Raw genomic sequence first — 19,161 nt, forward strand, 5'->3', positions numbered from 1 at the left:
CATTCACCTCTTGTCATCCAGGGCCAGGTCGACCAGTGCTTCGAGATCCAGGTCCGACAGTTCGTCCGCGCCGGCGCTCTCGTCCGCCGCCAAGGCGGCGCCGCCCGCGCCGGGGGTCTGGGCGCAGGCCAGGACCAGGTCGAGGACGCCCGCGCTGCGCAGGCTGTCGATGGAGACGGTCCGCAGCACTTCCCGGATCGCCGCGTCCTCCTCGGTGGCGCCGGCCGTTCCGATGTCCTCCTGCGGGCGCAGCAGGTCGCTGATGTGGTCGCTCAGTTCGCGTGGTGTCGGGTAGCTGAAGACGATGGTGGACGGCAGTCGAAGACCGGTGGAGGCGTTCAGGCGGTTGCAGAGTTCGACGGCGATCAGGGAGTCGGAGCCGAGCCGGGTGAAGGCCTCGTCGACGTCGACGCTCGCGCCGGAGGTGTGTCCGAAGACGACGGCGACCTGTTCGCGGACCCATTCCAGAACGGTTGCGCGGGCCTCGGCGGCCGGCAGGCCGGCCAGCCGGGCGGGCAGCCCGGCCGGACCGCTCTCCTGGCCGGTGCCGGTGCCGGTCCTGGTGCGGCGCGGGCGGCCGCTCTCGACGAGGTCGCGCAGCAGCGGCGGCACGTCGTCGGTGTCCTTGCCGCGCAGTACGGCGAGGTCCAGGTGGGCCGGGACGAGGGCCGCCTTGCCGTCGGCGCGGGCCGTGTCGAACAGGGCCAGGGCCTCGGGGGTCGGCATCGCGGTGATGCCCGTGCGCCGCAGCCGGGCAAGGTCGGCGGCGTCGAGCTCGCCGGTCATGCCGCTGCTGTGCTCCCACCAGCCCCAGGCCAGTGAGGTGCCGGGCAGGCCGGAGGCTGTGCGGCGGGCCGCGAGACCGTCCAGGAAGGCGTTGGCGGCGGCGTAGTTGGCCTGTCCGGCGTTGCCGAGCGTGCCCGCGAGGGCGGAGAAGGTGATGAACGCCGACAGGGGGTGTTCGCGGGTCAGCTCGTCGAGGTTGATCGCGCCGCCCGCCTTGGCGCGCAGCACGTCATCGACGCTCTGCGCGGTCAGTGATTCGACGGTGCCGTCGGCGAGGGCTCCCGCCGCGTGCACGACCGCGGTCAGCGGGTAGCGGGCGGGCAGGCGCGTGAGCAGGTCCGCGACCGCGGTCCGGTCCGCGACGTCCAGGGCCGCGACCTGTACGGCCGCTCCCGCGCCTTCGAGGTCGGCGACCAGGTCGGCGACGCCGTCGGCGGCGGGGCCGCTGCGGCTGGCGAGCAGCAGGCTCCGTACGCCGTGTTCGGCGACGAGGTGGCGGGCCAGGAGCGAGCCCACTCCCCCGGTGCCGCCGGTGACCAGCACGGTGCCGCCGCCGAGGCCGTCGCCCACGTCCAGGACCAGTTTGCCGATGTGACGGCCCTGGCTCATCTCGCGGAACACCTGGCGTGCGTCGTGGATGTCGCGCAGGGAGAGCGGGGGCAGGTGGACGTGCCCGTCGGTGAACAGGTCCATGACGGTCCGGAACATGTCCTGGATCGCCTCGGGGCCCGTCTCGTAGAGGTCGAAGGGCCGGTAGTCGACTCCGGGGTGGGCGGCCGCGATCTGCCCGGGGTCGCGGATGTCGGTCTTGCCCATCTCGACGAAGTGCCCGCCCTGCGGGAGCAGGGTCAGTGAGGCGTCGACGAAGGTGTGGGCGAGGGAGTTGAGGACGACGTCGACGCCGCGGCCGCCGGAGGCGCGGTGGAACTTCTCGGCGAAGTGCAGGTCGCGGGAGGACGCCAGGTGGCTCTCGTCCACTCCCAGGGCCTTGAGGGCGGGCCACTTGGCGGGGCTCGCGGTGGCGTAGATCTCGGCGCCGGCGTGGCGGGCCAGCTGGACGGCGGCCATGCCGACGCCACCCGCCGCGGCGTGGATGAGGACGCGCTGTCCCTTGTGGAGGTTCGCCACGCGGAAGAGGCCGTGGTAGGCGGTGAGGAAGGTGCACGGCACGGATGCGGCCTGGGCGTAACTCCAGCCGTCGGGGATGGGCGCGAGCAGGCGGTGGTCGGCCACGGCGGTGCGGCCGAAGGCCCCGCTGAAGATGCCCGTCACGCGGTCGCCGGGCGTGAACTCGGTGACGTCGTCGGCGACTTCGAGGACGGTGCCGGCGCCCTCGCTGCCGAGTCCGGAGTCGATGGCGGTGCGGTCCACCAGGCCCAGGGCGATGGTGACGTCGCGGAAGTTGAGGCCGGCGGCCTGCACGGCGATGCGGACCTGGCCCGGTGCCAGGGGTGCTTCCACCTCGGGGCAGGGGATCCAGGTCAGGTTCTCCAGCGTGCCCCGGGTCTCGATGCCCAGACGGTGGGCTCCGGCCGGCGCGGGTTCGATGCGGTGGCCGGCCGGCTCGGCCGCTGCCAGCCGCGGGATCAGCAAGGTCCCCTCGCGCAGGGCCAGTTGGCCCTCGTCCAGGGCGAGTACGTCGGGCAGGCGGGCCCAGGAGGTGTCCGCGTCGTCGATGTCCACCAGCCGGAATCTGCCGGGGTGTTCGGTGAGGGCGGAGCGGATCAGGCCCCACACGGACGCGCCGGGCAGGCTTTCGAGGCGCTCGCCGTTTTTGGTGTCCAGGGCCAGGCGGGTGAGGACCACCAGGGTGGAGGCGGCGAGGGATTGTTCGCCCAGGAAGCGCTGGACCTGTTCCAGGACCCGCTTGTTCGCGTCGGCGACGCTCTCGAGCAGTTTGGGGCCGTGGGTGAGGACGTCGTCCAGGGCCAGGACGATGTGGCGGGGTGCCTCCCCGGCCAGGACCTCGTCCATCGACGCGTAGCAGGCGGGACGGCGCTCGCTCGTGCCGGTGAGCCGGGTGGCGAGAGCGCCGGGTGTGCCGAGGAGGGCCCATCGTCCTTGGCGGGTCTCGCGCAGTTTCTCCTTGGCCGGGCGCCACCGCAGTTCGTACAGCGGCCGCTCCTGTCCGCCGGGTGCGGAGCGGACCTGTCCGGCGTGGGCGGGGCGGAAGGCCAGTGTCGCGACGGAGGCGGCCGGCCGGCCGTGCTCGTCGGCGATCGCCAGCGACACGGCGTCCTCGCCGGCCGGGGACAGGCGGACCCTGACGGTCGGCGTGCACGGTCCGGTCAGGTCCACGCCGGACCAGGCGAAGGGCATGCGGCCCTGTTCGCCGGTGACCTCGATGACGCCGCCGGCCACGGACGCGTGCAGGACGGTGTCGAGCAGGGCCGGGTGCAGGGCGAAGGCGCCGCCGGCCGTGGGGTCGGCGGTGTCGGGGAGGGTGGCGAGGGCGTAGAGGTCCTCGCCGTGCCGCCAGACCTCCCGCAGGCCGCGGAACATGGGGCCGTAGTCGAATCCCGCGTCCGCGAACCGGTCGTAGAGGCCGCTGATGTCGAGTCGGCTGGCCCCGGCCGGCGGCCATGCGGTGAGTGCCGCCGTGGCCGCCGGTGCGGTGCCCGGTGCCAGGTTCCCGCTCGCGTGGTGGGTCCAGCCGCCGCTGTGTGCGGGGCTGTCCTGGCCGGGCTGCGCGTACACGTCCAGGGAGCGGCGTCCGCTGTCGTCGGCCGCGCCGAGGACGATGCGTATGCGCACGTCGCCGGAGTCGGGCAGGATCAGGGGGACGGCCAGGGTGAGTTCCTCGACGGCGGCACATCCGACGTGGCCGCCGGCCGACAGTGCCAGGTCCAGGTAGGCCGTCGCGGGGACGACGACGGCGCCGAACACGGTGTGGTCGCCCAGCCAGCCGTGGGTGCGCTGGGACCACAGGTCGGTGAAGACCTTCTCGCCGGTGCCGGGGTGGTCCACCACGGCGCCGAGCAGGGGGTGTCCGGGGGCCGACAGGCCGGCGGAGGTGACATCGGTGGTCTGCGTTCCGGCGAGGAAGTCCAGCCAGTAGCGCTGCCGTTGGAAGGCGTAGGTCGGCAGGTCCACCGTGCGGCGGGGGCCGAACAGGGCGCCGAAGTCCACCGGGGAGCCGGCGACGTGCAGGTGGGCCAGTGCGCCGAGCAGCGCCTGCGGGGCGGGGCGGTCGCGCCGCGACGCCGGCACGACCAGTACGTCGGTGACGCCCTCACCGGCGAGGGCCTCCTTGGTGATGCTGGTGAGCGTCGCTCCGGGCCCGACCTCCACGAAGGTGTCCGCGCCTGCGGCGCGGGCGCACTGCACCGCGTCCCAGAAGCGCACGGGGTCGCGGACGTGGTCGACCCAGTAGCGGGCGGAGGTCAGCTCCTGCAGGGTGGCCTCGCGGCCCAGCCGGGTGGAGACGATGGGGATCGTCATCTCGCCGGGCAGGAGTTCGCCGAGAGCCGCCGCGAACTCCTCGAGGACCGGGTCCATCAGCGGGGAGTGGAAGGCGTGGTCGACCGGGAGGAGTTTCGCCGAGACGCCGTCGGCGGCGAGGGCGTCGCGCAGGGCGTGGACCTGCTCGCGCAGGCCGGAGACGACCACGGACTCGGGGCCGTTGACGGCGGCCACACCGACGCGGTCGTAGGCGTCCAGCAGGGTGCTCATGTGCGTGGGTGCGGCGCGGACGGCGAGCATGGCGCCGGGTTCGGTGACCTTCTGCATGGTGCGTCCGCGGGCGGCGACGAGCCGGGTCGCGGTGTCCAGGTCCAGGACGCCGGAGACATGGGCGGCGGCGATCTCGCCGACGGAGTGGCCGATGAGCCGGGCGGGCCGCGGGGCGTAGCGGGCCAGGAGCCGGTAGAGGCTGACCTGGAGGGTGAACAGGGCGGGCTGGGCGATGTCCGTGCGTTCGCGGCCGGCGGGCTCGTCGGCGAGCAGGACGGGCTTGAGCGGGTAGGGCAGGTGGGCGTCGAAGCGCGCGCAGATCTCGTCGAGGCTCCGCGCGAAGACGGGGTAGGTGTCGTACAACTGCCGTGCCGCGCCTGCCCAGGGGGAGCCCTGCCCCGGGAACAGGTAGACCGGGGCGCCGGGTTCGCCGGCCGTGCCGCGCACGAGGGCGGCGCCGTCCTTGCCCTGGCTCAGCGCGTCGAGCGCGTTCAGCAGTTCGTCCCGGTCGTGGCCGAGGACGACCGCGCGGTGCTCGAAGCGGGTGCGGCTCGACACCAGCGACCAGCCTGCGTCCAGGAGGTCCAGGTCCGCGTCGGCGGCGGCGAGGTCGCGCAGCCGGGCGGCCTGTTCGCGCAGGGCCTGCTCGGAGCGTGCCGACAGCACCCAGGGCACCGGGTCGCCCTCGCAGTGGGGCAGCGGGTCCTCGTCGCCCTCCTCCGCTTCGTCCTCGGGCGCCTGTTCCAGGATCACGTGGGCGTTGGTGCCGCTGGCCCCGAACGCGGAGACGCCCGCCCGCCGGGGACGGCCGTCCGCCGTGGTCCACCGGCGGGCCTCGGTCAGCAGCTCCACGGCTCCTGCCGACCAGTCGATGTGTGTCGAGGGGCGATCGACGTGCAGCGTCCTGGGCAGCAGCCCGTGCCGCATCGCCATGATCATCTTGATGATGCCGCCGACTCCGGCGGCGGCCTGGGTGTGCCCGATGTTCGACTTCAGCGACCCCAGCCACAGCGGGTCCTGGGCATCGCGGTCCTGGCCGTAGGTGGCGAGCAGGGCGCCCGCCTCGATGGGGTCGCCGAGCGTGGTGCCGGTGCCGTGTGCCTCGATCGCGTCGATGTCGCCGGCCTGGAGCCGGGCGTTGGCCAGCGCGGCCCGGATGACGCGCTGCTGCGCGGGACCGCTGGGCGCGGTCAGGCCGTTGGACGCACCGTCCTGGTTGATGGCCGAGCCGCGGATCACCGCCCAGATCCGGCGCCCGTTGCGGCGGGCGTCACCGAGCCGCTCCAGGGCGAGCATGCCGACGCCCTCGGAGAAACCTGTGCCGTCCGCCGCGTCCGCGAACGCCTTGCACCGGCCGTCCACCGACAGGCCCCGCTGCCTGGACATCTCCCGGAACACCTGCGGCATCCCGACGACGGTGACCCCACCGGCCAGGGCCAGTGCGCACTCGCCCTGCCGCAGCGACTGCACCGCCTGGTGCACCGCGACCAGCGAGGACGAGCACGCGGTGTCCGTGGAGATGGCCGGGCCCTCCAGGCCCAGCGCGTACGACACCCGCCCGGACGCCACGCTCAGCAGGGAACCGAGCTGCGCATAGCCCGAGATGGCTTCCGGGGTGGCGAAGTGGTTGCCGTAGCCGAAGTAGGCGAGTCCGGCGAACACTCCGGTGTCGCTGCCGCGCAGGGACTCGGGGTCGATGCCGGCCCGCTCGACGCACTCCCACGACGCCTCCAGCAGCAGGCGCTGCTGCGGGTCGGCGGAGAGCGCCTCGCGCGGGTTGATCCCGAAGAAGTCGGCGTCGAAGTCGCCGGCGTCGTAGAGGAATCCGCCCTTGCGGGTGTAGCAGGTGCCGGGGTGGTCCGGGTCCGGGTCGTAGAAGTTCTCCAGGTCCCAGTTGCGGTCGTCGGGGAAGTCGTCCACGACGTCCGCGCCCTGTCGCACCAGCTCCCACAGTTCCTCGGGGGACGCCACCTGGCCCGGGTAGCGGCAGGCGACGCCCACGATCGCGATGGGTTCGGCGGCGGCGTCCGTCAGCTCCTGAAGGCGCCTGCGTGTCTCGATCAGCTCGATCGACGTCCGTTTGAGGTAGTCGAGAACCTCGGCGTTGTTGTCGTTTGTCATCGCTTTCCCCTAGCCGAGCTCTTTGTCCAGCAGCGCGAGGAGTTCTCCCGCCGATGCCGCACCGATCTGGTCGACGATGGCGACCGGTGACCCGTCGTCGCCCGCCAGCGAACGGACTCGGCCCTGCAACTCGCCGAGCAGAGTGGAAATCGTGGCCCGGTCCTGCTCCGCTAGCGTGCGGAACGCGTCCTCGAGCCGGGCGCCCAGGTGCTCGATCTCCTTGACCAGGTGATCGGCCGGGGACTGCTGCCCGGCGCCGGGGTCCGGGGTGAGGCGTGTGCCCAGGAAGTGGGCGACGGCGGTGGGGGTCGGGTGGTCGAACACGAGGGTGGCGGGCAGCTTCAGGGCGGTCACCGCCGCCAGCTTGTTGCGCAGCTCCAGTGCCGTGAGCGAATCGATCCCCAGCGTCTTGAACGTCACCGCGGGAGCGACCCGCCCGGTGTCGGCGTGACCGAGGACGAGCGCGGTCTGCGTCCGTACGGCGTCCAGCAGGAGGGTCCGTGCCTCGTCTGCCGGCAGCGACCTCAGTTGCTGTTCGAGCGGCACGTCGGTGGGCTCCGGGCCTGCGGATCCGACGGGTCCGGTGGAGGTCCGGGCGAGGGTGCGCAGCAGCGGGGAGGCCGTCTGCGCGCTGCCGCTCGCCTGCAGGTTCAGCAGCGCCGGCACGAGCACCGGTTCGTCGGCCGCGAGGGCGGCGTCGAAGAGCGCGAGTCCCTCCTGCGAGGACAGCGGGCGCACACCGCGGCGCTGCAGGCGCCGGACGTCGGCTTCGCTGATGTCGGCGCTCATGTCGCTGCGTTCGGCCCAAAAGCCCCAGCACAGTGCGCCGGCGGCCAGTTCGCGGCTGCGGCGGGCCTCGGCGAGGCCGTCGAGGAAGGCGTTGGCCGCCGCGTAGTTGGCCTGTCCGGGGGTGCCGAGCACGCCGGCGATCGAGGAGAACAGCACGAACGCGGACAGGTCCAGGTGCTCGGTCAGTTCGTGCAGGTGCCAGGCGCCGCGCACCTTCGGCGCGAGGACCGCATCGAGGCGGTCCTCGGTCAGGGCCTCGACGACGCCGTCGTCCAGGACGCCCGCGCAGTGGATCACCGCCGTCAGCGGGTGCTCGGTGGGCACGGCGGCGATCAGTTCGGCGACGGCGTCGCGGCTGGTGACGTCGCAGGCCGCGATCTGGACGTGGGCGCCGGCCGCGGTGAGCTCCTCGCTCAGGGCCGCCGCCGCGGGGGCTGCCGGGCCGCGCCTGCTGGTCAGCACCAGCCGGCGCACGCCGTGCCGCTCGACCAGGTGCCGGGCCAGGATCGCGCCGAGGCCGCTGGTGCCGCCGGTGATCAGCACCGTACCGGAGCCGAGCGGAGCCGCTCGCGGTGCTCCGTCGCGGGGTGCGGGGGCCGCGTGGGCCAGGTGGGGGGTGCTCGCGTGGCCGGCCCGGATCTTGAGCTGGGCTTCGCCGGTGGCGGCGGCCGCCGGGACCAGGGCGAAGGACTCGGGCCGGCCGTCGGTGTCCACGAGCGTGAAGCGCTGCGGGTTCTCGGTCTGCGCGGTGCGTACGAAGCCCCAGACGGCGGCCGCCGCGGGATCGGGGTGGGCGATGTGGTCGTCGTGGAAGGCGTCCCGTGTCACGAGGACCAGGCGGGAGGCGGAGAACCGTTCGTCGGCGAGCCAGTCCTTGGTCCAGCGCAGCACCCGGTGCAGGCGCTGTTCGGCCAGGGCGGGGGTGTCGCCGCCGGCAGCGCCGTCATCGTCGAGGCGGGCGATGACGAGGGGGGGTATCTCCGCGCCGGACGCGGCGAGTTCGGCGGGGCCGGCGAAGGCAGGCCCGTCCGTTGCCTGCGTGCCGGGGGCGGCTCCCAGCACCGGGTACCGGTCCGTCGGCTGCCCGGGGGGAACGGCGAGGGGTGCCCAGTCCACCTGGAACAGCGCGTCCTGGTGGTCGAAGCTCAGCGCGGTCAGCTCCTCGGCGTCCACCGGGCGCAGGCTCAGCGAGGCGACGCCGCCGAGTGGTGTCCCGCTGCCGTCCGCGAGGGTCACGGACAGCGTGTTCTCCCCCGCGGGGGAAAGCCGCACGCGCAGGGTGGCGGGCCGGCCGGCGTCGAGGCGCAGTCCGGTGCAGCGGAAGGGCAGTTGGCCCTCGGGCCGGGAGGTGTCGGTGAAGGGGCCCAGGCCGGCCGGGAGCAGCGCGGCGGTCAGCAGCGCCGGGTGGATGCGGAAGCGGCCCTGCTCCGCGCCGTCGGCTGCGGGCAGTTCGACCTCGGCGAACAGGGTGTCGCCCGTGCGCCACACCGCGCGGGTGCCGCGCAGCAGGGGGCCGTGGCCGAAGCCGAGGGCGGCCAGCCTGGTGTATTCGTCGTCGAAGGGGACGGCGGTCGCGCCTGGGGGCGGCCATGCGGTGAGGCTCTCCTGGGCGGGGGCGGGTGCGGTGCCGGATCCGAGGGTCCCGGTGGCGTTGCGCGTCCACGTGTTCTCGCCGTCGGCGCGTGAGTGCACGCCGACGGCGCCCTTGCCGTCGACGACGACGCGGATCTCGCGTTCGGCCGTGCGGGAGAGCACCAGCGGTGTGTGCAGGGTGAGTTCGTCGACGGTGTCGCGGCCCGTGCGGTGCGCCGCCCATACGGCCAGTTCCGCCAGTGCGGCCCAGGGCACCAGGACGGCGCCGTGGACGAGGTGGTCGGCGAGCCAGGGGTGGCGTTCCAGTGACAGGCGTCCGCTGCCCGCCACTGCCCCGCGGCCGGTGTCGTCGGGCAGGTCGATCACGGCGTCGAGCAGCGGGTGGTCGCAGGTGCTCGCGGCGGTGGTCTCGGCGGGGGTGTTCAGCCAGTACCGCCGGCGCTGGAAGGCGTACGTGGGCAGTTCGGCCCGTCGGTCGTCCGCGCCGTCGAAGGCCGTCTGCCACGACACGGCGAGGCCAAGGACGAACGCTTCGGCGGCCGACTGGTAGAGCCGGGCGAGGCCGCCCTCGTCGCGGCGCAGCGAGCCCACCACGAACCCGGTGGCGCCGGGGGTGGTGTCGAACATCTCCTGGATGGTCATCACGAGCAGCGGGTGCGGGCTGAGTTCGATGACGGCGCTGTTGCGTTCCCGCTCGACCAGGCGGCCCATGGCGGTGGCGAACTGCACCGGTCGGCGCAGGTTCTGGTACCAGTAGCCGGTGTCGAGCCGGAGGGGGTCGATGAGGTCGCCGGTGACGGTGGAGTAGATCGCCACCGGTGTGGTCCTGGGGGTGATGGGGCCCAGTTCCTGCTGGAGCCGGCCGTCGAAGCGGTCCATGAGCGGTGAGTGGCCGGGGACGCTGGACTTGATCAGCCGGGCGCGGACGCCCTCGGCCTGGCAGGCCGCGACCAGTTTCTCGACCGCCTCGCTCTCGCCGGAGACTGTCGTGGAGCTCGGTCCGTTCACGGCGGCGATGCCGATGCGGGACTCCTGGCCGGCGAGGAGTTCGTGCACGCGAGCCTCGGGCAGCAGGATGCCGGCCATGCTGCCCTGGCCGGTGACGGTGGCCAGGAGGCGGGAGCGCAGGGCGACGATCTTGGCGGCGTCCTGCAGGGTCAGGGCGCCGGCGACATGGGCGGCGGCGATCTCGCCCTGGGAGTGGCCGATGACCACGTCGGGGCTCACCCCCAGCGAGCGCCACACCTGCGCGAGCGCGACCATCACCGCGAAGAGCACCGGCTGGACGACGTCGATGTCCTCCAGGTCCGCCGAGTCCGGTCCGCCGCACACGGTGTCGATCAGTGACCAGGACACCCACGGCTCCAGCGCCTTGGCGCAGGCGCGCAGTTCGTCGGCGAAGACTGGGGAGGTCTCCATGAGTTCGCGGCCCATCGCGATCCACTGGGCGCCCTGGCCGGGGAAGACGAAGACCGTCTTGCCGACCGGCCTGGCCACTGCGGACACCGCGCCGGAGGCGGGCTCCTCCCCCGCGGCGACGGTGGCGAGGCGGGCGAGGAGTTCGTCCCGGCCGGCGCCGATGACGACCTGGCGGTGCTCGAACAGCGACCGGGTCGTCACCAGCGCCTGTCCCACGCCCGCGGCCGTCGCGCCGGCGTCCGCGGCGACGCTGTCGCGCAGCCGCGCCGCCTGCGCGCGCAGCGCCTGCTCCGACCGCGCCGACAGCACCCACGGCAGCGCCTGCGGCGCGCCGGTGGCGGGCTGTGCGGCGTCACCTGCCGGAGTGGGGTGCAACTCGGCTTCGGTGGGGGCCTGTTCGAGGATCAGGTGGGCGTTGGTGCCGCTGATGCCGAAGGACGACACGCCCGCGCGCCGGGGCCGGTCCTTTGCCGTGGTCCATTGCCGGGCCTCGGTCAGCAGCTCCACCGCGCCCTGCGACCAGTCGACGTGTGTCGAGGGGCGGTCGACGTGCAGCGTCCTGGGCAGCACGCCGTGCCGCATCGCCATGATCATCTTGATGGTGCCGCCGACACCGGCGGCCGCCTGGGTGTGCCCGATGTTCGACTTCAACGACCCCAGCCACAAAGGCTGTCGGGCGTCGCGGTCCTGGCCGTAGGTGGCCAGCAGGGCTTCTGCCTCCATGGGGTCGCCGAGCCGGGTGCCGGTGCCGTGCGCCTCCACCGCGTCCACGTCGCCGAACGACAGCCCGGCATCGGCCAGGGCGGCCCGGATGACCCGCCGCTGGGCCAGTGTGTTCGGTGCGGTCAGGCCGTTGGACGCGCCGTCCTGGTTGATCGCCGAGCCGCGGATCACCGCCCAGATCCGGCGGCCGTTGCGGCGCGCGTCACCGAGCCGCTCCAGGACCAGGACGCCGGCGCCCTCGGAGAAGCCGGTGCCGTCGGCCGCGTCGGCGAACGCCTTGCACCGGCCGTCCGCCGACAGGCCCCGCTGCCGGGCGAGTTCCACGAACATCCCCGGGGTCGGCAGCGTCGAGACCCCGCCGGCCAGCGCCAGCGTGCACTCCCCCGAGCGCAGGGACCGTACGGCCTGGTGGATGGCGACGAGCGAGGCGGAGCAGGCGGTGTCGGTCGACACCGCCGGGCCCTCGAGGCCCAGCACGTAGGCCACGCGGCCCGAGGCCACGCTGAGGTAGGTGCCGGTGATCTGGAAGCCCTCCACCTCGCCGGACGCGCCGCCGCCGATCCTGGGGCCGTAGTCGACACCGTAGAGGCCGGTGAACACGCCGGTCGCCGAGCCCCGCAGCGCGGCCGGGTCGATGCCCGCCCGCTCCAGGGCCTCCCACGAGGTCTCCAGCATCAGCCGCTGCTGCGGGTCCATCGCCAGCGCCTCGCGCGGGCTGATGCCGAAGAACTCCGCGTCGAAGTCCGCGAGTCGGGGCAGGAAGCCGCCGGTGCGGGTGTACGTCCTGCCGTGCGCCTCGGGGTCGGGGTCGTAGAGGGCCTCCAGGTCCCAGCCGCGGTCCTGGGGGAAGTCGCCCATGGCGTCCACTTCGCCGGAGACGACTCCCCACAGCTCCTCGGGGGAGGTCACCCCGCCCGGGAAGCGACACCCCACACCCACGACGGCGATGGGCTCGCGCGCGGACTCCTCCAGCTCGCGCACCCGCTCGCGCAGTTCCTGCGCGTCACCGACGGCACGTCGCAAGTAGGAGCGGAGCTTGTCGACTTCCTCCACCAGGGGCCTCCCTCAACGGTTGATTGGAAGAACGGGTGCGGCTACAGGTATCCGCGGTCGATCAGGGCGTAGAGATCGTCGTCACTGCGGCCGTCCGGGGCTTGTCCCTCCACCGGCCGGGCGGCCTCCGGCTCCGCTGCGTCGGGGGCCGGCGGCTCCAGGAGGGAGAAGAGGTGGTCGGCGAGCGCCTGCGGGGTGGGGTGGCTGAACGCTGCGGTGGCCGGGAGCCGCACCGCGGCCGCCGCGTTGAGCCGGTTGCGCAGCTCCACCGCCATCGAGGAGTCGAAGCCCAGGGCCTTGAAGGTCTCTGCCGCCCGCGCCTCGAGATCGGCGGGCGTCAGCTCCACGCCCTTGGCGGCGAGGAGGTGGGCCGTCTGGGCGCACACGAGGGCGCGGGCCGCCGACGGCGAGTCCGGGCCCGCCGGGCGCGCGCCCCGGCTGTCCGCCGGTGCGGCGGGGTCGTTCGTGCCGTCGGGGGCGGTCAGCCAGTGGCGCCGGCGCTGGAAGGGGTAGGCCGGCAGGCCGATCCGGTGCGGCCGGCCGGGGGTGAACACCGCCGTCCAGTCCACCGGCACGCCGCGCACGTGCAGTTCGGCCAGCGACGCCAGGACCTTGGCCGCGCTCCCGTCGTGCCTGCTGAGGGTGCCCACCACCGGGGGCGGGGCGGCCAGTGCGTCGGCGGCCTCCTCCATCGCCACCTGGAGCACGGGGTGCGGGCTGATCTCCACGTACACGCCGCCGCGTTCGCGCATCAGGTTCTCGACGACCTCGCCGAAGCGCACGGTCGAGCGCAGGTTGTCGTACCAGTACGAGGCGTCGAGGCGGCGGGTGTCGAGGGGTGCGGCGGTGACGGTGGAGTGGAACTCCACCCCCGTCTCCTGCGGGGTGATCCCGGCGGCGGCCGCGAGGACCTGGTCGCGGATGCGTTCGACGTGATGGGAGTGGGAGGCGTACTTGACCTTGATGGGGCGGACCCGGACGCCGTCCTCGGTGGCCTGCGCGGTGAACTCCTCAAGGGCCGGGAGGTCTCCGGCGATCACCACGGAGGCCGGTCCGTTGACGGCGGCCACCGACAGCCGCCCGGGCCATCGCTGCACCCGCTCCTCGACCTGGGCCAGGGGTGCGGCGACGGCGTGCAGGCCGCCCAGGCCGGCCAGCGCGGTCAGTGCCTGGCTGCGCAGGGCGACGACGCGCGCCGCGTCCTTCAGGGAGAGCGCGCCGGCCGCGCAGGCCGCGGCGATCTCTCCCTGCGAGTGCCCCACCACCACGTCGGGGGTCACTCCCAGGGAGCGCCACAGTGCGGCGAGGGAGACCATCATCGCGAAGAGTGCGGGCTGGACGACGGCGTCCCCGCGCTCCAGTGACGGCGCCGACTCCGCCTCGGTGACCAGGTCCAGCAGGGACCAGTCGAGCCACGGCTCCAGCGCCGCGGCGCAGGCCTCGATGGAGCGGGCGAACACCTCGGACTCGGCGTAGAGCTGCCGGCCCATGCCCAGCCACTGCGAGCCCTGGCCGGGGAAGACGAACACGACCGGGCCCGCGGGCAGGCCGGCGGTGCCGCGCACGGCCCGGGTCCCGGCGCTGCCGACCGCCACCAGGTCGAGGCCGGCCAGTGCCTCGTCGCGGTCGTCGGCCAGGACGACGGCGCGGTGCTCGAAGAGCGACCGGGTCGCGATCAGGGAGTGCCCGATCTGGGCCGCAGGCAGCGACGCGTGGGCGCTCACGAGGTCGTGCAGCCGCGCGGCCTGCTGCCGCAGGGCCTGCTCCGAGCGGGCCGACAGCACCCAGGGCACCGTCTCGGTGACGATCGCCGCAGTGCCGTTCCCGCCGGCGGCGGGCTGTCCGGCCTGAGGTGCGGGGGCCTGTTCGAGGATGACGTGGGCGTTGGTGCCGCCCATGCCGATCGAGGACACCCCTGCCCGGCGCGGCCGGCCGGGTTCGCCCGGCCAGGGCCGCGCGGCGCGCAGCACCTCGAAGTCGTCGTGGAAGCCGGAGACGGCGGGGTTGGGGGTGGTGAAGTTCGGGGTGGGGACCAGGTGGGCGCGCTCCACGCACAGCGCGGCCTTCACGAAGCCGACGATGCCCGCGGCCGGCTCCAGGTGGCCGACGTTGGCCTTCACCGAGCCGACGGCGAGCCGGCGGCTGCGGCCGCTCGCGCGGAACACCTCCCGCAGGCCCGACAGTTCGGCCGGGTCGCCGAGCCGGGTGCCGGTGCCGTGGGCCTCGACGTAGTCGACGTCCTCGAACGCGACGCCCGCGCGGCGCACGGCGGACAGCACGGCCGAGGCCTGCCCGGTGGGGCTGGGGTCCGGTATCCGGGAGGAGGCGCCGCCGCTGTTCACGCCCCAGCCGCGCACCACCGCGTGGATGGGGTCGCCGTCGGCGACGGCGAGGTCGAGCCGTTTCAGGACGACGAACGCGCCGCCCTCGCCGCGGGTGAAGCCGTTGGCCCGTGCGTCGAAGGGAAAGCAGCGGCCGTCGGGCGAGAGCGCGCCCAGGTTCGCCAGGCCCGCTCCGGCCTCGGGGTCGACGATCAGGTGCACGCCTCCGGCGATCGCCATGTCCACCGCGCCGCCGCCGATCCGCTCGCAGGTCAGCGCCAGCGACACCAGGGAGGAGGACTGGCCCGAGTCCGCACACAGGCTCATGCCGCGGACGTCGAACAGGTGCGAGATCCGGTTGGCGATCAGCGCGCCGCTGGAGCCGAGCGCGGCGTAGCGGTCGTCCCTGTCGCTGCCGGACAGCTTGCGCAGCAGTTCGTAGCCGGAGGGCCCGGCGCCGACCACGACGTCGACCTCGCGGCCGGCCAGGGCGGCGGCCGGGAGGCGGGCGTCCTCGACGGCCTCCCAGGCGAGTTCGAGGCCCAGCCGCTGCACGGGGTCCATGGCTGCGGCTTCCCCGGGCGAGATGTCGAAGAAGGCCGCGTCGAAGCCGTCGACGGCCTCGAGGAACGAGCCCGAGTCCAAGGTGGCGGCGTCCGGGTGGGACCGGTAGGTGGACTGTGCGTCGGCGGCCCGCTGCGCGGGGAAGGTGCCGATGGTCGACCGTCCCTGGTGCAGCAGGTCCCAGAACTGGTCCACGCCGTGCACACCGGGGAAGCGGCACGACATCCCGATCACGGCAATATCGGTGGCTGCGCCACTCATGAGTGTTCCTTCCGGTTCCTTCGGTGTACGGCGGGCACGCGCGGCGCCGGGGCGCTCACGGCCACGAGCGGCTGCACGGCGCTCACAGCCAACGGGTCAGCAGCTTCGACAGCTCGTCCGGCGCGTTCATGAAGTCGTAGTGGCCGCCGCCGACCACCCGGAACTCGACGGAGTCGGCGTAGTGGCGCCAGCCCTGGAGGTCGGCGAGGGTCACGTCCTGGTCGTCGCGCCAGTGCACGACGACGATGGGGCAGTCCACCGCGGCCGGCGTCTCGCGCCGGTATTTCTTGGCGGCGGCGTGGTCGCGCGCCAGGACCATGAGGCCCAGATCGAGCATGTCGGGGCGCGGCTCGATGCCCCGGCCGCGGACGAACGCCTCGACCTCGTCGCGCAGTTCGGACTCGGTCATGGTGAGCATCGGGTCGCGTGAGGCGTCGTGCGGGGCCGGCTGGCCGGAGACGAACAGGCAGTCCGGTGTGGGCAGTTGGGCTTCGGCGAGCCTGAGCGCGGTCTCGTAGGCGGGCAGTGCGCCCGCGCAGTGCGCGAAGAACGCGAACGGCCGGTCGAGCAGCGGTGTCAGGGGTTCGACCAGGTCGGCGGCGAGGTTCTCGTAGGTGCCGTAGTGGGGGTGGCCGAGCCGGTTCTCGCGGCCGGGGAACTGCACCGGGCAGACCTCGATGTCCTGGAGCGCGGCCGGCCAGGCGCTGAAGGCGGAGGCGCCCGATCCGGAGAAGGGGAAGCAGAAGAGCCGGGCCGGGTGGTCGGTTGGCGGCCGGACGAACCACGGCGACAGGGCGATGGCGGAGCCGGTTGTCATGGCGTCTTTCGTTTCTGCGCGACGATGGGGAGGTGGGTCATACCGGCGATGAAGTACGACCGCAGGTGCTGCGGTTCACCGGCGAGCTGGATCGATCCGAACCGTTGCAGCAACTCCTCGAAGAAGATCCGCAGGGTCAGCCGGGCCAGTGGCGCGCCGATGCAGAAGTGCGGCCCGAACCCGAACGCGACCTGCCGCTTGGCGTTGGGGCGGGTGAGGTCGAAGGTGTGCGGGTCGGGGAAGAGGGACTCGTCCCGGTTGGCCGAGCCGATCCACGCGACGACCGCGGCGCGGGCCGGGATCGTGCCCCCGCCGATGTGGACGTCGTCCACCGCGTAGCGCATGAAGTTGCAGGCGGCCGATGTCCAGCGCAGCCCTTCCTCGACCAGGTTCGGGATCAGCGTCGGGTCCGCCTGCGCCTTCTCGAACTGCTCGGGCCGCTCGATGAGTGCCTGCACGGTGCCCGAGACGGTGTGCGGTGTGGTGACGTTGGCGCCCAGCAGGATGCTGTAGCCGTCGAGGGCGATCTCCTCGTCGCTCAGCGGTGCGCCGCCCGCGCTGACGCTCATGAGGTGGGCGAGCAGGGTGTCGTCCTGGCCGCCGGCGGCACGGCGCCGCTTGACCCACTCGGTGACGTAGTTGACCAGCTCGTGGTGGGAGATGGCCAGTGTGGCGGCCTCGTGTCCGACCATGAAGTGCGGGTCCGAGGGAGCGGTCACCATCGCGGTGAGCTGGACGAGTTCTTCCCAGTCCTCGGCGGGGATGCCGAGGAGCGGGCCGGTGACCATCGCCGGGAGGAGCAGCGCGGCTTCGGCGAGGTCGAAGGTGTCGCCGTCGAGCGCCGGCTGGAGGAAGCGCCGGATCGTCCCGCGGATCGAGTCCTCCCAGGACTTCACCGCCCGGGCGGTGAGTTTGGAGCCAAGGGGCCGGCGGACCTCGGTGTGCCGGGGCGGGTCGGTGGAGGTCAGCAGCTTGCCCGCCGCGGGGTCGTCGATCCCGACGTGGGTGGGGGTCGTGCCGCGTTCGGAGGTGAACTCGCGGTGGTCGCCGAGCACGCGGCACACGTCCTCGTGGCGGGTCACCGACCAGAACTCCCTCCCGTCGGGCAGGACTTGGTGGTGCAGCGGCGCCTTCGCCCGCATCACGTCCCACACCGGGTGCGGATCGCCCGAGGTGTAAAGGTCCAGGTCGAACAGGTCGAGGGTGTCGAGGTCGACGTCGCGTGCGGGACCGGGCGTCAGCCTCACGTCCTGGTCCTCCCCTGCTCGATCAGCTCGGCGACCCGGGTGGGGGTCTGCGCCAGGTAGAAGTCGCGCACGGACAGCTGGACGCCGTAGTTCTGCGCCACCTGCTCGATGATTTTGATTCCGGTGAGCGAATTCCCGCCGAGCACGAAGAAGTCGTCCTGCGGCCCGACCTCACGGTCGCCGAAGTGTGCCGCCCACAGCGCCGAGACCTCCTTCACGAGCGATGCCGGCGCACCGGAGGGCACCGGCTCTCCTTCCGGCGTCCCGTCCTGCCCGCCCCGCTGGTTGATCACCTTCGGCGAAGATTCCATTTCCAGCCTTTCCTTCCTCTGTCGGACGGGAATGCCCGTCCATGCCGCTGCCGGAAGGTCGACGCAGCGACCCGACAGACCCGAAAGTGATGGATGGCCTATTCGATTCGATAGGCGTGCCCGAAGTCACCGCGCTGCCACGGTAGATGGCCGGACAAACGCCAGGCAAGGGATGACAGTGCGGACAACCCCGCAAGGCGGTGTGCTGTCCTGCCGACGGGACAGCACGCCGTATCGCGACCCTGATCGAAGCATGTGACGGGCGGCAAGCGGACCGGCCGGCTCGCCCAAGTCCCGTGCGCCACCGCGTCGTTGCCTTGTACAACTCGGAAGAATTATGGTGACGATCGGGCGGAACGCCCAGCGGTTTCCGGGCGCGTCAAACAATCATGTGCTGGAGGGGATTTCCTTGCTGAAGTCGGAACGGCTTGCGGTACTGCCCATCGATGCGTACGACCTGGGCCCGGAATTGTCCATCGTGGACGAGCACGAGTACGGCGGCGAATACGACACCTTCACCTTCGGGTCATGGTCGTCCCATGTGCTGGCCAACGGCAGCGGCGCCGATTCCGACGTCGCTTTCCGCCCCCACGAGGGCAGCCTTTCCCTGACCGAACTGGGAAAGCAGCTGCCGAACATCATGTCCCTGGTGACCGGGCATTTCCCGCTGGACCGGCTGCAGTGGGTGCGCATCTTCGCCCTGCGTGAGGGGATCATCGCCCCGCACGTGGACTTCCTGGAGTGGGCGAAGCCGGGCACGCGGGTGCAGATTCCGCTGCGCACCAGCGAGGAGTCGCTGCACTCCGAGAACGACATCCTCTACCACATCCGCCGCGGCGAGGTGTGGAAGATCCACTCGACCGACCCGCATTCCGCGCGCAGCACGTCGGGCACCGCCCGGCTCTCGCTGTGCCTCGACTTCGCGGACGCCCAGGAGCCGATCGCGATCCGCGGCACCGTCCCCGCGACCGAGCCGATCCGCGTCGTCGAGCGTCCCGAGCCGACCGAGGCGGAGATCGAGGAACTCATCGCCTCCGCCGCCGGCCTGACGCTCCAGAGCATGCGGCCGAGCTTCCGCCCGTTCGCCGAGCTGCACTTCGAGCGGCACGCGCACGCCACCGCGGCGTACGACTGGTACCTGGAGGCCGCGCGGCGCACCGGCGACGAGGACATCGTCGCCAAGGCCCAGGCCTTTCGCACGTACTGCATCGAGAAGCGGGGCGACGGCGAGGCGTTCGACTGGTGAGAGCGCTGCCTTCGGCCGGCGGCGGTCCGGGGCCGGGGCGGCGCCCTGACACCCGGCCCGCCGCCGGCCGAAGGCAGCGCTCCGGCCCTCCCCCGTGCGACGCACCCGCCCGCTGCCGCCGGCACACCGCAGGGGCCGGGGGGGGCCGGGCCCGCGCAGGGCCGGCGCCCCCAGGCCCCTGTTGTGCGCCGGCGGCCGGGCGCGGGGGCGGCCCCCCGGGGGGGGGCCCCCAACGGCC

Annotated in this window: 6 protein-coding genes and 1 pseudogene; 1 reads left to right on the top strand and 6 read right to left on the bottom strand. The window is 73.2% G+C overall.

Features of this window, described 5'->3' with window-relative positions; genetic code table 11:
• Positions 1 to 3: 3 nt before the first annotated feature.
• The 6 genes and pseudogenes from ACF07B_RS07505 to ACF07B_RS07530 all read right to left on the bottom strand — a co-directional run bounded on the left by ACF07B_RS07505 (position 4) and on the right by ACF07B_RS07530 (position 17,677).
• Positions 4 to 6,579, bottom strand: a complete 6,576-nt coding sequence (locus ACF07B_RS07505) for an SDR family NAD(P)-dependent oxidoreductase (RefSeq protein ID WP_392178134.1) — start codon at positions 6,577 to 6,579, stop codon at positions 4 to 6.
• A gap of 9 nt (positions 6,580 to 6,588) precedes the next feature.
• Positions 6,589 to 12,132: pseudogene (locus tag ACF07B_RS07510) on the bottom strand (type I polyketide synthase); the annotation flags it as partial.
• A gap of 65 nt (positions 12,133 to 12,197) precedes the next feature.
• Complete coding sequence (locus ACF07B_RS07515; protein ID WP_392178135.1) at positions 12,198 to 15,302, bottom strand: type I polyketide synthase; 3,105 nt, start codon at positions 15,300 to 15,302, stop codon at positions 12,198 to 12,200.
• An 82-nt stretch (positions 15,303 to 15,384) separates the two neighbouring features.
• On the bottom strand, positions 15,385 to 16,119 hold the full coding sequence (locus ACF07B_RS07520; protein WP_392178136.1) for a thioesterase II family protein: 735 nt from the start codon (positions 16,117 to 16,119) through the stop codon (positions 15,385 to 15,387).
• Positions 16,116 to 17,366, bottom strand: a complete 1,251-nt coding sequence (locus ACF07B_RS07525; RefSeq protein WP_392178137.1) for a cytochrome P450 — start codon at positions 17,364 to 17,366, stop codon at positions 16,116 to 16,118. Before ACF07B_RS07525 ends, ACF07B_RS07520 begins: the two co-directional genes overlap by 4 nt.
• A complete protein-coding gene (locus tag ACF07B_RS07530; RefSeq protein WP_392178138.1) occupies positions 17,363 to 17,677 on the bottom strand; it encodes a phosphopantetheine-binding protein in 315 nt (104 codons plus the stop codon). Before ACF07B_RS07530 ends, ACF07B_RS07525 begins: the two co-directional genes overlap by 4 nt.
• A gap of 409 nt (positions 17,678 to 18,086) precedes the next feature.
• Between ACF07B_RS07530 and ACF07B_RS07535 the strand changes: the two genes are divergently transcribed.
• Positions 18,087 to 18,923, top strand: a complete 837-nt coding sequence (locus ACF07B_RS07535; RefSeq protein ID WP_392178139.1) for a putative nonproteinogenic amino acid hydroxylase — start codon at positions 18,087 to 18,089, stop codon at positions 18,921 to 18,923.
• Positions 18,924 to 19,161: the final 238 nt, after the last annotated feature.

The sequence above is a fragment of the Streptomyces sp. NPDC015532 genome (assembly GCF_043078065.1).
Classification (GTDB): domain Bacteria; phylum Actinomycetota; class Actinomycetes; order Streptomycetales; family Streptomycetaceae; genus Streptomyces.